The following is a 16,954-nucleotide window of genomic DNA, read 5'->3' as shown; positions in this document are numbered from 1 at the left end:
ATTTAGATGTTCGGATGTTTTTATTTTAGATAAAGCCATCCGGAGGTCTTTTTAGAACCGTCTCCTAAATCAAGAATATAGAAATAGGTGCCTTCAGGAAGTGTTTTAGAAGAGCTTTCTTCTTTACCATCCCATGTATTGTTGTAACCTTTTTTATAATAAACTAAATTCCCCCAGCGATTGAATATTTCCAATTGATTGTCAGGATACTGATCGATACAGTCTATGTAGAAAAAGTCATTTTGACCGTCATCATTAGGAGAGAACTCATTGTAAATTTTCAAACAATTTGGAGACACTGTGGCACTTGCTTGATTGTTACTCGAATTGGTGTCAATTTGATCCAATTTTACTAAATGTGCGGTATTTAAATAATCTTTAAAATCTACCACTTTAACGGTTATGGCAAGTGTTTGCTGAGAACCATTAGCAATAGACGGAATTGCCCAGACTCCAGTTACTGCATTATAACTTCCGGAAGAAGCTGTTGAACTCACAAATGAATATCCTTTTGGAAGTACATCATCTACTTCCACATTTGTAGCTGTAAGATTGCCGAGATTTTCTGCTGTAATGGTAAAAATCACTTGTGAATTCATCGGAACTTCTGTTTTATCAACTTCTTTATGGATGGCGATATCTGTTGAAGGAATATTGATGAATTCAGAATCTTCGTCGTCTTCGCTTTGATCGCCATTGTCGTTATTTGGTGTACTGTCAGGATCAAATTGATCGCTGGCCGTAACTTGTGCAATATTCACATAATCGGAACTTTCTAAACCTAGCGGATTAGCAATTGTTGCCTGATAAGTCAGCGTAATTCCTCCAACAGGAATTGTTAGATTGACCCATTTAATGCTGTTTAAGCTAAAAATTCCGCCATTTGAAATAGTAGAAATGTTTTTATATCCCAGTGGAATATTGTCTTCTACTGCAACATTAGTCGCTTCTGCCGGACCTTCGTTTCCTATTTGAAGAGTAAAGGTTACAACTTCGTTGACATTAGCATTTTTATTGCTGACCGTTTTTTCAAGACTTAAATCGGCTGTATTGACATTTATGGTTACGCTGTCATAATCATCTTCAGTTATGACTCCGTTATTAGGGGTTGAATCAGGATCGGGAAGATTACTGGCAGTTATTTCTGCTATATTGGTGTATTCGCCAACCTGACCAGAAGGTGTATTTACTCTGGTATAAATTTGAAGCGTTTGCGCGGCAGAGCTATTAACCGTTCCAACATCCCAAACTCCTGTAACACTGTTATAAATTCCACTTGTAGCGGTATAAGTCTGATAGATGAATCCACGAGGAAGTAAATCTTTTACCGTAACACCGCTAGTGTTTCCAGGACCGTCATTGGTCACGGTTATTTCAAAAATTACATTACTGCCCACATCATGATTTACATTTCCAGAAAGTGTTCGCTTATTGAGTGACAAGTCAGCTTGTACAATAACCGGTGTAACCGAAATGCTGTCAAAATCATCTTCTGTCGTAATGCCATTTCCTGGTGTGCTATCAGCATCAAACTGATCCGATGTCATAACCTCAGCTGTATTTAGATATTCATCGGTTGTTCCTGTCGGAGCTTTTACGAGTACGGTTATAATTAGGGTATGACTATTTCCTGGAAGAATAATTCCTGGAGACCAAATACCCGTGTTTGGATTATAGCTTCCTGAAGTAGAATTGTAAAAGACATACGTATATCCTGAAGGGAGAATATCTTTTATGGTTACTCCGGTAGCAATGCTAGGTCCAGAATTGCTTACAGTTACAGAAAATGAGATTCTTTCGCCTATTGTAGGGGTGAGTATATTATTAACAACTTCTTTTGTTATAGAAAGATCTGCTTCAGCTGAAACTGGATTTATTAAAACGGAATTCATATCATCTTCTCCGGAGATTCCATTATTGGGAGTAGAGTCTGGATCAAATTCATTAGATTTATAAACCTCAGCAATGTTGATATAATCGCCAGTTCTGTTTACGGTAGCTGATATAAGAAGACTTTCTAAAGAACCTGACGGAATGGTGCCAATGTTCCAAATACCCGTAGTCTCAAAATAAAGGCCTGCCGTTGAGCTGTAAACTTGATAGGCATAACCACTAGGGAGTAAATCTTTAACTTCTACGCCAGTAGCATTTTGAGGGCCATCATTTCTTACAGTGATTTCAAAGGTAATGTTAGAGCCGAAAAGTGGATTGAAATTACTACCAACAATTGCTTTAGTTAAAGATAAATCAGCTACTGCGTTTGTTGGAGTTGTAGTTGCAGTTGCATAATCGTCTTCTGTTGTCATTCCGTTGTTTGGTGTCGAATCTGGATCAGGAAGACTACTTGCGGTGATTTCTGCTACATTTGTGTAGTTTCCAGCTGGGTTGACAACACCAGTTATTTGTAAGGTTTGTGAATCTCCATTAGCTAATGAACCGATAACCCATTTTCCTGAAATGTTATTGTAAGTTCCTTTTGTGGCGGTAAAATTAGTGTACGTATAACCATTTGGCAGTAAATCGGTAACTTCTACGCCTGTTGAATTCTGAGGACCGTTATTCGTAACTATAATTTCAAAAGTTACGGCTGTTCCAATAAGAGGATTGGAAATATTGACTGTTTTAGTCAACGATAAATCTGCCATTTGTCCGATAGGCGCAGTGCCAACAGTAGCATAATCATTTTCTGTTGTAACGCCATTATTGGGACTTGAATTAGGGTCGGGAACAGTGCTTGCCGTAACTTCGGCAATGTTTTGATAATTTCCTGTTGAATTTACAACGGCAGTTATTCGCAATGCATGAGTATCTCCATTCAGGATTGAACCAATATTCCATTTTCCTGTAACATTATTATAAGTCCCTTTAGTAGAGCTATAACTGCTGAAAGTATAACCATTAGGAAGTAAATCTGTAACTTCAACTCCAGAGGTATTCTGTGGACCATTATTCGTCACAACAACTTCAAAAATAACTTGTGAACCGACAAGGGGAGTTGCATTATTGACGGTTTTAGTTAGACTCAAATCAGCCGATTGTTGATTTGGTATTGTAGAAACTTCTGCATAATCGTCTTCTGTTGCAATATTATTATTTGGAGTTGAATTTGGATCAGGAAGACTACTAGAAGTAATTTCTGCGATATTGGTGTAATTTCCATTTGGATTTACAATCGCAAAAAGTTGTAAAGTTTCAGATTTTCCACTTGCTAGATTTCCAATGTTCCATAATCCCGTGTTTGAATTATAATTTCCGGTTGAAAGGGTAAAATTAGAATATGAATATCCCGAAGGAATTAGATCTGTAACAGTTACATTATTAGTGTCTTGTGGACCATTATTGGTAACAACTATTTCAAAAGTAACTAAAGAACCTACTAACGGAGTTGGATTATTTACCGTTTTGGTTAAAGATAAATCAGCCGATTGCATGATTGGAACTGTAACGGCACTGGCATAATCGTCTTCAGTTGTATCTGCATTATTCGGAGTTGAATCAGGATCCGCAACATCACTTGCTGTAACTTCAGCGGTATTCAAATAATCTCCAGACGGATTCACAATGGCAGAAATCTGCAACGTTTGCGAACTTCCATTGGCCAGATTTCCAATTGTCCATAATCCAGTTGCAGGATTATATGTTCCTATTGAATTGGTAAAACCAGAGAAAGTATATCCCGAAGGTAGTAAGTCTGTAATGGTAACACCGCTTGTATTCTGTGGTCCATTATTGGTAACAACTATTTCAAAAGTCACCACCGAACCTACTAGCGGAGTTGGATTATTTACCGTTTTGGTTAAAGATAAATCAGCAGATTGCATGATTGGAACTGTAACGGCACTGGCATAATCGTCTTCAGTTGTGTCTGCATTATTCGGAGTTGAATCAGGATCTGCAACATCACTTGTGGTAACTTCAGCGGTATTAGAATAATCTCCAGACGGATTCACAATAGCAGAAATCTGCAACGTTTGTGAACTTCCATTTGCCAGATTTCCAATTGTCCATAATCCAGTTACGGGATTGTAGGTTCCTGTTGAATTGGTAAAACCAGAGAAAGTATATCCCGAAGGTAGTAAGTCTGTAATGGTAACACCGCTTGTATTCTGTGGTCCATTATTGGTAACAACTATTTCAAAAGTGACTAAAGAACCTACTAACGGAGTTGGATTATTTACCGTTTTGGTTAAAGATAAATCAGCCGATTGCATGATTGGAACTGTAACGGCAGTTGCATAATCGTCTTCAGTTGTGTCTGCATTATTCGGAGTTGAATCAGGATCAGCAACATCACTTGTGGTAACTTCAGCGGTATTAGAATAATCTCCAGACGGATTCACAATAGCAGAAATCTGCAACGTTTGTGAACTTCCATTTGCCAGATTTCCAATTGTCCATAATCCAGTTACAGGATTGTAGGTTCCTGTTGAATTGGTAAAACCAGAGAAAGTATATCCCGAAGGTAGTAAGTCTGTAATGGTAACACCGCTCGTATTCTGTGGTCCATTATTCGTGACAACTATTTCAAAAGTGACTAAAGAACCTACTAACGGAGTTGGATTATTTACCGTTTTGGTTAAAGATAAATCAGCCGATTGCATGATTGGAATTGTAACCGCAGTTGCATAATCATTTTCTGTCGGAACTCCGTTGTTTGGAATGGAATTAGGATCAGGAAGATCACTTGCGGTAACTTCACCAATATTGACGTAATCACCTGATGCGTTTACGGTTGCTAAAATTTCTAATCTTTCTAAATTTCCACTAATTAAATTTCCAATTGTCCATAATCCTGTCGACGAATTATAAGTTCCTTTTGAGGTAGTAAAAGCATTGAAGGTATAACCGGAAGGCAGTAAGTCAGTTACCTGAATCCCCGTAGCATCACTAGGTCCGTTGTTGGTTAGAATTAATTCAAATCTAACTTGAGAACCTACTAAAGGTGCAGGATTGTTAACGGTTTTGGTTAGTGATAAATCAGCCGATTGCGGAATTGGAATTGTAATCGCTGTTGCATAATCATTTTCAGTTGGAACTCCGTTGTTTGGAGTTGAGTTAGGATCTGGAAGATTGCTGGCTGTCACTTCAGCAGTATTCAAATAATCTCCTGTAGCGTTTACTCGCGCTACTATTTGTAAGGTCTCAGAATCGCCATTTACTAAAGTACCGACAATCCATATTCCAGTTACAGGGTCATAAGTTCCTGTAGAAACTGTAAATCCTGTATGAGTGTATCCAGTCGGGAGTAAATCTGTAACCTGAATACCACTATTATCCTGTGGCCCATTATTTGTAATAACAACTTCAAAAGTTGCTAAAGAACCTACTAATGGAGTAGTAGTGTTAACCGTTTTGGTTAAAGATAAATCTGAAGACTGTGCAATTGGTACAGTAGTAACGGCAGCGTAATCATCTTCTGTGGTTACACCGTTGTTAGGTGTCGAATCAGGATCGGGGGTATCGCTGTTGGTAACTTCTGCAATATTGGTATAGTTTCCTGTTCCATTAACAATAGCTATAATCTGTAATGTTTCAGATTCTGTACTTTCTAAAATATCGAGTGTCCATAAACCGGTTGTACTGTCATAAGTACCACTGGTTGCATTAAAACTAACAAATGTATAACCAGATGGCAGTAAGTCTGTTACCGCTACATTTGCGGCATCTTGAGGACCGCTGTTTGTAGTTATTACCTGAAAAGTAACCATAGAACCTACAACAGGTGTTGCATTGCTGACTGTTTTTGTTAAAGATAAATCTGCAGAACGTTGTATTGGTATTATTAAAACATTGTCTTCATCATCTTCACTCTGATCTCCATCATCGTTATTCGGAGTACTGTCAGGATCAGGAAGACTGCTGGCAATAACCTCTGTAACGTTTAAATAATTTCCTGTAGAAAGAACTTTTACATCAAGGAGAAGTGATTCTGAAACTCCGACATCAATAGTTCCAACATTCCATATACCAGTATTTCGATCATATAGTCCAGCCGATGAACTATAATTTACAAATTCATAACCATCGGGAAGTAAATCTCGAACCTGAACCCCTGTCGTGCTGTTTGGACCAGAGTTTGTAACAATTAGTTCAAAAGAAATTTGTGTTCCAATTACCGGACTTGAATTTCCATCAACCACTCTTTTAATTAAAGATAAATCAGCATTTTGGCCTATAAAAGTGAATGGCGCATTATCTTCATCATCTTCACTTTGATCACCATCATCGTTATTAGGAGTACTATCTGGATCTGGTAGGTCACTGGCCGTTATTTGTGCAATATTGAGATACTGTCCTAGCGGATTAACGATAGCTCTAAAGGTCAAGTTTAATGACGCTCCATTTGATAAAGCTAAATTTTGCCAGGTCAGATTAGCATTTGCAATATTATAAAATCCACCATTTGAAACCGATCCAGGAATCAAAGTAAAACCTTCAGGAATCACATCTTGGACACTAATGCCTGTTGCATTTCCAGGTCCTTTGTTTAGTAGTGTTAAGGTAAAATCTACCTGATCACCAGCTGAAGCACTATTTGGCGTAACTGTTTTAGTTAGTTCTAAATCGGCTTGTTTCAAATTAACTGTCGCACTGCTCATATCATCTTCCGCAAGACCATTTCCTGGAGTACTATCGGGATCAAATTGTTTGGCAGTTTGTATTTCAGCAGTATTTACATAATTAGCAGCAGCGGCTAGATTTACTTTTGCTGTAATTTGGAGTGTTATTGTGTTTCCGTAATTTAAATTTCCGACATTCCATATTCCTGTGGTTTGGTTGTATCGACCAGCACCGTTATCGCTCACATAGGTGTAACCAGACGGTAATTGATCAGAAACGGTTATTCCAGTTGCGTTATTTGGCCCGCTATTGGTTACAGAAATCGTAAATATTACAGTATCATTTATACTTACTGATGTAGGTGAAACTACTTTTTGAAGTGATAAATCAGCAACATCAAGAACTACGACAGCACTATCTTGATCATCTTCTGCAGCGTTTTGGTTATTTGGAGTACTATCAGGATCATATTGATCGGAGGCAATAATTTCTGCATTATTGACATAAGATCCAGTAGCAAGGATAGTAGCTTTAAAAGTTAAGAGAGCGATACTACCACTCGGAATTGTTAATCCACTCCAAGTAATTGTATTATCACCAACATTATATTGACCTGCAGAATTAACAGATCCAGGAACAAGTGCAAATCCCGCTGGTATGTAATCTCGTATTGCAACATTGGTTGCCGTAACTGTTCCGCCTTGTGCATTATTGTTATTAAAAACATTTATATTAAAAGTTACTACATCGCCGACACTTCCTGTTGTAGGAGTTGCCGTTTTGGTTAACTCAAGATCTGCAACTGCTAGGATTGTAAGATTCATTGTGTCTGATGAAACTGCACAATTTCCATTGCTCACATTCCATTGCAAAGTGTAAATACCTGGTATGGTTCCAGTAACTGCTGTTGTTGGACTAGAAGGATCGTTAAAACCAATAGTACTTGGCCCGCCTGTTTGAACCCAAGTTCCAGAACCAATTGATGGTGTAACAGCATTCATGTTGATTGGAGTAAATTGAGGAACAATCTGGTTTGGTCCTGCATCTGCTGTTGACGGATTTTCATAAATAGTTACTAAAACAGAATCTTCAGAAAAACAGCCATTTGAATTGGTAGTTGTAACGGTCCAAAGAAATTCGTATGTGCCTGGAATAAGTCCCAACATTAAGGAATTTTCATTATTTACTGATGCGATACCTGCAGTATTAGGACCTGAAACCTGAGTCCATGTTCCCAGTCCTGAAGTTACCTGTACAGCATCCATGGTGACACTTGTAAGGTTACAAACTTCCTGATCTGGCCCTGCATCAGCAATAGATGGCGGTATGTCATTAAATGTTATGGCTACATTATCTGATGAAGGTTGGCACAAAGATGGATTCGTAAAGTTCCCATTAGTAACGGTCCATGTTAGAACATAAGTACCTAAGACATTGATGTTTGAAAGTGTAGTTACGGGACTGTTTGGACTATTGATTAGTGCGTTTCCGCCTGGCGGCTGAGAAAAGAATGTCCACGTTCCTATACCAACAGCTGGAGGTACAGCCGCAGTTTTGTAAGTCGTCTGACAAGCTACAGTATCATCAGGGCCTGCATTTGCTGTACTTGGAGGTGCATTCATCTCTATTCGAACAATATCAGACAACGATCTGCAATTATTGCTTTCAAATACCCATTCTAAAATATATAAACCCGGAACAGTAAGATTTGATACGGTAGTTAATGGTGCAGAAGGTGTATCTATAACCGCAACACTTCCAGAAGGCTGATAAACAAAACGCCATTCAGCAAGAGTTACATCGGGAGGAGGGATGTTTCCACTCATTGTAGTTACGCCTCCGACATCATTGATACATAATGTTTGATCTGGCCCAGCATCGGGATCTATACTAGCTCCATTGAAAATCGTAATATTTACAGAATCGGATGTGCCAACACAGGAACTTCCATCAGGAAATGTTGTAGGTATAGTTGTAAAGGTGAAAACATAATCATTTCCAGGAACTACTGTTGCATTGGCTAGATAACTATCAGATGGGGACTGTGTAATAATAACATCACTGCTATTTCCTGTAGTACTTGTAAGAGTCCATGTTCCTCTTGAGTTTTCATTTGCCTCGAGCTGCACACTTGTAACATCACAATAAGTTTGATCTGGTCCTGCATTTGCAGCAGGATCTACAACAACTGTCATATCGTCAAAACTTCCTGGACATAAAAAAATACTCTTTGCACTAATGGTCCATCTAAAGGTATAAGTACCTGCAATAAGACCATTAATTACTGTATTGGGATTGGAAGGATCAACAATGGTAGGCTGATTAGGAGCGCCGGTCAGCACAGACCATTGACCAAGTTCAAAGAAATTATCATAGGCGTTTCCTGCCATCGTAACACTGCTGTTGTTACAAATGTTTTGATCTGGTCCTGCTGCTGCAGTATCAGGAGGAATACCGATAGTCAAATTAATATCATCAAATGCCTGACCACAGATATCAGCATCTACTGTCCATCTGAAAATATAATAACCACTGTATGTAAAAGTGAAAACAGCATGAGGATCATGAATGTCACTTATTGTATAATTTCCAACACCAGAAATTCTGCTCCAGGTTCCTATAGATCCACTGCTTTGCGTTGCGGCCATAGTAATGGTATTACCACAAACTTGCTGATCGGGACCTGCATTGGCTGCGGGTGGCGTTTCTGCGACGGTAACAGAGACGCTACTTTGGCTAGGAGGACAGAATCTAAATCTTGATGATATAGACCAAGTAAAAACATATGTTCCATTACCAGGAACAGTTACCATAGTGTTCGGATCAGCATCATTAGCAATTACAACGCCTATTGATGGCTGTACCGTCCAAACACCGTATTCAGTTATTTGTGGAGAATTTGCACTTAGGTTAAAAGTTGTTGTTCCAGAAGTATAACAGGCGTTTGGTCCCGCATCCGATGGGGTAGGAGCTATACCGTTATCTGTAGTAATGGTAATGTTGTCAGAAACAGAAGCCCCGCATGAAGGACCTGGATGAGAATAAGAAACTACCCATTGCAATTCGTAACTTGAAGATGATGATAGAAAACCAGATGCAATAGCGTTAGGATTATTTACATCAGAAAAGGTGATGGGGTCGGGACCTGAAATCTGACTCCATGTTCCTATTTCGCCCGCTTGAGGCTGGGAAGCGCTAAGAGGCACTTGTGAATTTGTACAAACAATTTGGTTCGTTCCAGCATCAACGTCGTTTATAGAACTGTCTGAGACATAAACGGTAACTGTTGCAAATGAAAATCCGCAGGTTGCTCCACCGCCTTTTGTGATATATTGAAAAACATAAGTACCTGAGATAAGTCCGCTAACCGGTGTGTCTATTGCAAAATTATCTGCGATTACTGCTGTATTCGGTCCGCTGAGCTGGCTCCAGAAATGCATGCCGACATCGGTGCTTACACCAGAAAGAATGGTAGAAGTATCGCCACATGGCAGACTGACATCTGTTCCAGCATTTGATGGCGTAGGGTCTCCAGAAACCAGAATATTTAAAGTATCAAAACCATAATCGCATTGAACCGCCAGTGATCCCGTCTGCTTTCTGATAAATTCTAAGGTATATTCTCCAGGAGCTGTAAGGGTCAAGGTTAATGAATTTTCAACATCCTGTATAGCGGTAGGAAATGGAGCTAAAGGAGATGATGCAGGACCGCTTACAATTCGATATTGATTTGAGCCCGTTCCGGTAGTTGTTAGCGGAATTGTAAATACAGTTGCATCACAGGTTCCTACAATATCATTTCCGTTATTAGCAACAATGGTTCTCGTTGGACCATTATACTGGACAATATAATCTTTTGTAAAGATACATCCGGTATTGTTGTTGGTCAGCGTATAACGAAATCTATACGGCGCTCCTGCAGACGAAATGTTAGTAACTAAGGTAGTAGGATTTGTGGGTGAAACAATTACCGCACCTGGATCTCCTGAAATTTGTGTCCAAGCCACCGTTTCGCCGGCATAAAGAGGTGTTTGCGCTTCAAGAGTTACTTGGTTTATTGTATTATCACAAAAAAATATGTTTTCATCACCACCAGGCAAATTCGTAACATCTTGAGTAGCTGCAGGAACATTTATCACTACTAAATCATTACCCGATGCACAAGGTCCTGTAACTGTCCATCTAAAGGTATAGGTTCCTTGGACTAAATTAGAAACACTTGTATTATTAGTGTTTGGACTTCCAATTGTTGGTGTATTCGGGCCACTGACAAAGGTCCACTGACCGTTTTGTCCATTCAGTCCACATCCTCCATAAGAACCATTAAGAGTTGCTGACTGTGTTGTAGTGTAACAATTGCTTAACGTTTGGTCTGGCCCAGCCGAAACTGGCGTAACACCACCATAATTGGTAACCGTGATTTGAGAAGTCGTTCTGCATCGCTGACCTGGAGCAAATTCAGGACCTTCAATAACCCATTGAAGTGTGGTGACTCCACAGCTTGTGGCAGGTAATGTTATGGTTGAGGTAGCTAAATTTGGAAAATTAATGACCACTCCTGCATTATTGGCACCCACGATTTCCCAAGAACCAGTTTCACCTGTATTCTGAGGAGTATTTCCAATAATTGCCAATGTTCCATTGTTACTAGGACAACTTGCAATGTTTGCACCTGCATTGGCCATGGTAATCGGTTTAACATTTACGATCTTATCCTGATATGATAGGATACCGTCACTACAAGTTGCACTGTATCTGAAAGTATAGGTATTGCCACCAGTATAACCAGATATACTGGTGCTTGGACTATTTGGGGAATTGATTGTAACGGTCGGACCTGAAATTTGTGTCCAATTCACTGTCCCAATAATAGGTGCAGGTGTATTTCCGGTCAGTACAAGCGCATCGGTTTCGCAGATAGTTACGTTTAAAACTCCAGCATTTACTGTACAGTTCTGTGCAAAAAGATGAGTAGGCAACATTAAAAATAAAACTAATGTCACAGCTATTTTAAGAAAAAATCGATCAGGTAGAGAGTGATTCATAGGCAGAATAAAATAACTTTTCTGTAAGACAGAAAACAGTTTAATAAATTATCTATGCTGGTTTCCAATAGTAAAAGGGCATTATTGGAATCTTTCAAAATTACCTTAAAAAGGAGTTGATTTTTATTTTAATAGGTTGCAGATTGTAATATGCAACCTATTAAAATTATGATTTTTTAGCTCTGCTTTAGGGATACTAAATCTTTTTTAGGTATTAAAAAAACAAAACAAATAATTGTTTTAAACTATTGATTTATAAGTATTTATATTTGTTTTGGTTTTGAATAATACCCTTTCTGATTCATGATTTTTTATGAGAATTCGTTTCATTTTATAATATGCAACCATTTGAATGTCTGAAATGGGATGTTTCAAATTTAATATTCAATAATTTTGAGACTATATGATGAAAATCAGTCAATTAAAAATGAATCAGGAACATCAATCTTATTAAATAGTGTGAAAAATAGCATTATGTTTCAAGTCTATCATTTAAACTAGATCTGCTGTTCAGAGCTTAAATTATAAAATCAAGATTATTGCCAGCCTTTTGTATAATTTAATTAAATGCATATGTCAATCCCCCGAGAGTTATATAACTTGAAATTTGCAGAATATCTGGAAGCGATAAAAATCCTTTATTTGGTGGATGACCAATTCAAGCATTTATGCGACCAATATTGTGAAAGTAAGACTAATGTGAAAAAAATAGAGAAAAAAATAGAAAAAGACTTTTATGATAAGTTGAGTAATGAGAATTTATCATCAGAACTGGAAGAGGAAATACTTTTCTATATCATAAAATCCAAATAAGACTTAAATATAAATGTAGAAACCTCATAGTAAGAATCTAAAAACGAGGTGTGTAAAAGAATATTTCTTAAAAATAGCATTCAAGAGTCAACCCCTTTTATTTAAATAGCAATTTCAAAAACTTTAATTATGAGTAAAAAAAATCTTTTTTTAGTAGTATTTAGTTTGTTGTTTTTTTCATTTATAAGCGCTCAAACTAAAAAGAAACCGAACATTATCATGGTTATTTCTGATGATACTGGATGGGGAGATTTAGGTGTATATGGCGGTGGAGTTGGGCGCGGAATGCCAACACCAAACCTTGATAAAATGGCAAAAGAAGGAATGCAGTTCTGGTCTTTTTACGGACAGCCAAGCTGTACTCCAGGAAGAGCAGCAATGCTTACAGGACGTATTCCGAATCGTAGTGGTATGACTACAGTTGCTTTTCAAGGGCAAGGTGGCGGACTGCCAAAAGAAGAATGGACATTGGCGTCTGTACTTAAAAAAGCCAATTATAAAACCTATTTTTCTGGAAAATGGCACCTTGGAGAAGCAGATTACTCTATGCCTATAGCTCATGGTTTTGACAAAATGCAGAATGTGGTGCTTTATCATCTCAACGCTTACACTTACGCATTCGAATCTTGGAACCCAGAGATGTCGCCAGAAATGTTAGCGTTGTTTAAAAAAGTTACTACTGGTATTCTTGAAGGTGAAGCAGGAGGAAAAGCACGTGAGGTAAGTAAAGTTACAGAAGAAAATATTGCCGAGCTGGATATGATGATGGTCGAAAATAATTTGAAACAGCTTGATGAGTACGGAAAAAGCAAAGATCCGTTTTTTATGTGTATCAACTTTGCGAAAAATCATCAACCTAATCTTCCGTCTAAACAATTTGTGGGAAAATCTCCGGGAAAGAGCAAATATTCTGATGCTGTAGTAGAAATGGACTACAATGTCGGGCGTATCATGGATAAGATTCGTTCTTTGGGTATTGCAGAAAATACTATTGTTATTTATACTGTAGATAATGGAGCATGGCAAGATGTGCATCCTGATTCTGGATATACTCCGTTTAGAGGAAGTAAAGGAACAGACAGAGAAGGAGGTAGCCGTGTACCAGCGATAGCTTGGTGGCCTGGACAGATTGAAGCGGGAAGCGAAAGCCATGACATTGTGGGTGGACTTGACTTAATGGCAACATTTGCCAGTCTTGCAGGCGTAGAACTTCCTAAAAAAGATCGAGCCGGTGTTGATATGGTATTTGACAGTTATGACATGTCTAATGTTTTGTTTAAAAAAGGCACACCTCTTCGTGACAGATGGTTTTATTTTACTGAAGCTGAATTATCACCTGGAGCAGTACGTATCGGGAAATTTAAAGCAGCCTTTAATACCCGTGGAGACAATGGAGCTATTGCAGGAAGCGATATGCCAGGACAGCAGCTTGGATGGAGAGGTGACGAAACTTATGTTGCAACTATACCTGCAATATATAATCTTTGGCAAGATCCACAAGAACGCTATGATTTATTCATGAATAGCTGGACAGAAAAAACTTGGACAGCCATAATATTTAATCAGGCAATTGCCGATTTAATGAAAACCTATGCTAAAACACCTCCAAGAGCGCCTCAAAGTGAAACTTTTACTGGTGAAATGCAGATAGAGCGTTATAGAACTATTGAGCAGGTGAAAAAAATGATGAATGAAAAGAAAACAAATCTGCCTCCTTTGAGCGTAGATTCAAAATAGAGCATGAATAGAATGATTAAGGAAAAGTTTCAGAGAAATCTGAAGCTTTTTTTGCGAAACTGGCTCCTGCTTTTTTTTTATAGCCTTTTTCTTCTGTCATGAAATAAATTAAGCAAAATCAAATTAGTTATGGATAAGATGAGAAAGAAATCACCCCAAAGATTAATCGCTGTTTTAGTTTTCCTGGTTTTTCTCACAGGATGCAAGAAAGAACAAGCAAAAGAAGAGACCCCAACAAAGAAAGCAGAAGAATCCGCTTTAAGCGATCCATTGCCTTCTTGGAATGACGGTAAGACTAAGACAGCTATTTTGGATTATGTTAAAGATGTGACTAATTCAGATAGTCCCAATTTTATTCCGGTAAAAGATCGTATAGCTACATTTGACAATGATGGTACTTTATGGTCTGAACAGCCTTTTTATTTTCAGCTTTTCTTTGCTCTAGACCAAGTAAAAGCGATGGCGCCAAAACATCCAGAATGGAAAAACAAACAGCCTTTTAAAGCCGTATTGGAAAACAATATGGGCGAATTAATGAAACAGGGAAAAACAGGTCTTCTGCAGATTGTTGCAGTAAGCCATGCCGGAATGACAACAGATGAATTCGAATCGAATGTCAGCAAATGGATCAATACCGCACAGCATCCAACAAAGAAAAAGCTCTATAAAGATCTGATTTATCAACCGATGCTTGAGCTTGTAAAATACCTTCAGGACAACCAGTTTAAAGTATTTATTGTATCAGGCGGTGGAATTGATTTTATGCGTGCTTGGGCCGAAGATGTATACGGAATTCCAAAAGACCAGATTGTAGGCAGCACTCTTCAAGCAAAATATAATTATAACAACGGCCAACCGACCATATCAAAACTTCCAGCATTGGATTTTATTGACGATAAAGAAGGAAAGCCGGTTGCAATAGAAAAATATATTGGTAAAAAGCCTGTTTTTGCAGCTGGAAATTCTGATGGAGATCTTCAAATGCTTGAATGGACGGCATCTAATAAGTATAAAAACTTTGAGCTTTATGTCCATCATACCGATTCGATTCGAGAATGGGCATACGATAGAAAATCAGAAATCGGAAAACTAGACAAAGGACTAGATGAAGGGAAGGCAAAGAAATGGGAATTTGCAGATATGAAAACAGATTGGAAAATAATTTTTCCAGAGAATTGAAGAACTAAATCTTTTTGATTATGAATGCAGTTATACAGAAAAAATGGGGTGAGATGAATAGAAAGCAAATTTTAATTCTGTTTCTTTACTTTATCGGATCTTTTTCGATTTATTCTCAGGAAACAGAAACGCAAGAACCTCCTGCTTCGGGAACCTCGGTAAAGCTGTCGCAGGAAGTAATGAATCCAACCACTTTGGCCTGGCAACTGCAACTGGAAGAATATGCCATTTTTAAGACTGAAGGACAAGATGGCTTTGCACAAAATTTTCGTTTTAGAGGAATAATTCCTTTGAAGGAAGGTTTTTTAGTAAAAGTTCCCCAGTTAATCAGAGTCATTACTTTTCTAAATACAGCACCAGATGGCAGAACAGGTTTAGGAGACACTACCTTAAATCAATTTTTCATTCTCAGTAAAAAAGACTGGGGGCAGTTTGGTGCCGGTTGGAACATTCAGATTCCCACCAGAACAGACGATCAACTTGGGTCTCCCCAATGGAGTCTCGGACCTGCCTTTACAGTCACTTTTACAAATTTGGGTAAATGGCAGATGTATTGGATATGGGAAAACTTTTTTTCGATTTCCGGAAATGGCAAATACGGGTCATCGGCTTATGCAGTATTGCAGCCAAATCTTTTTTATACATGGCCTAACGGTGTATATGCTGGTATTGAACCTGAATGGCAGATTGATTATAAGACAGGTAAAGTTGCGATTCCTATGGACTTTAGAGTAGGTTATATCTGGTCCGGTAAATTAAAGTACAATGCCTATATAGAACCAGAGGTAATGGCATACAGGTCGGATGGGTATCCGCGAAATTCGGCAAATTTTGGAGTCCGTTTAGGGTTTAGATGGTATATTCCTATGTAGTTAGAAAAACAGTAGCGATAAACTTTTTGCATATTGATTCTAGACATTCATAATTTTTTTTATGGAAGACTAAATTTTACCGCATCTTATTTTCCTAGAGGTGTTTAAATAATGAGTATTAAATGTAAATTAAACTATTATGAAAGATTTTTTTAGACAAGCTGAGAGGAATTTTATTTCTGGTGCACTGGTTCTGCTTCCTTTAATTGTTTTTTTCATGATAATAGAAAAAGTCTGGTCTTTTTTTCGGACCTACGGAGAAAAGGTGGCTCATTTGCTTGGGTTTGACCAGATTTTTGGAACAGCAGCACGAGATATTATGGGCGGGCTATTATTAGTCATTCTGTTTTATTTTAGCGGTTATTTAATGAGGTTGGCCTATCTAAAAAAGTTCACAATCTGGATTGATGACAAACTCATGATCTTTCTCCCAGGTTATGAAAAGAACAAGAAAATAGCCGAAGAAAAGTTGTCTTCAAAACTCAAAAAAAATAATGTCGATAAGCCTGTCTTAGTGAAATTGGGTAATTTTTGGCAACCTGGCCTATTGATAGAACAATCCTCTACGGGTGGTTCGGCTGCTGTATTTGTTCCAGCATTGCCATCAAAAGATTTGGGGCAGCTTTACGTCGTAGAGTCTAGTGACATAAAATTTCTGGAACATACTTCATCTGAGACTTTTAATGCTTCTATCAAATCTTTTGGCAAGGGAATTTTAGATTTTAAATAAATATCCCCAAGATATAA

The 16,954-nt window shown here is 38.1% G+C and carries 5 protein-coding genes; 4 read left to right on the top strand and 1 reads right to left on the bottom strand.

Annotation, left to right across the window (positions count from 1 at the left end; all coding sequences use genetic code 11):
- Positions 1-20 precede the first annotated feature (20 nt).
- Positions 21-11,564 carry a PKD domain-containing protein gene (locus tag K6T82_RS22560; RefSeq protein WP_223710991.1) on the bottom strand — a complete coding sequence of 3,848 codons (11,544 nt, stop codon included), beginning with the start codon at positions 11,562-11,564 and terminating at the stop codon, positions 21-23.
- 984 nt (positions 11,565-12,548) lie between these two features.
- Here K6T82_RS22560 and K6T82_RS22555 point away from each other — a divergent pair.
- The 4 genes from K6T82_RS22555 (at position 12,549) to K6T82_RS22540 (ending at position 16,937) form a co-directional block, all read left to right on the top strand.
- Entirely contained in the window at positions 12,549-14,156 is a 1,608-nt protein-coding gene (locus K6T82_RS22555) for an arylsulfatase (protein ID WP_223710988.1), read from the top strand.
- Between the two features lie 129 nt (positions 14,157-14,285).
- The gene (locus K6T82_RS22550) at positions 14,286-15,335 is read left to right on the top strand and encodes an HAD family hydrolase (RefSeq protein ID WP_223710986.1); all 1,050 of its coding nucleotides are present in this window, start codon (positions 14,286-14,288) and stop codon (positions 15,333-15,335) included.
- Positions 15,336-15,355: 20 nt separating this feature from the next.
- The gene (locus K6T82_RS22545) at positions 15,356-16,207 is read left to right on the top strand and encodes a hypothetical protein (RefSeq protein ID WP_223710984.1); all 852 of its coding nucleotides are present in this window, start codon (positions 15,356-15,358) and stop codon (positions 16,205-16,207) included.
- Positions 16,208-16,346: 139 nt separating this feature from the next.
- The gene (locus tag K6T82_RS22540) at positions 16,347-16,937 is read left to right on the top strand and encodes a DUF502 domain-containing protein (RefSeq protein ID WP_223710982.1); all 591 of its coding nucleotides are present in this window, start codon (positions 16,347-16,349) and stop codon (positions 16,935-16,937) included.
- Positions 16,938-16,954 lie beyond the last annotated feature (17 nt).

It is taken from the genome of Flavobacterium potami (assembly GCF_020026915.1).
Taxonomy (GTDB): Bacteria; Bacteroidota; Bacteroidia; order Flavobacteriales; family Flavobacteriaceae; genus Flavobacterium; species Flavobacterium potami.
Note: the sequence above shows the minus strand (reverse complement) of the source record. Positions and strands in the feature narration are given on the sequence as shown.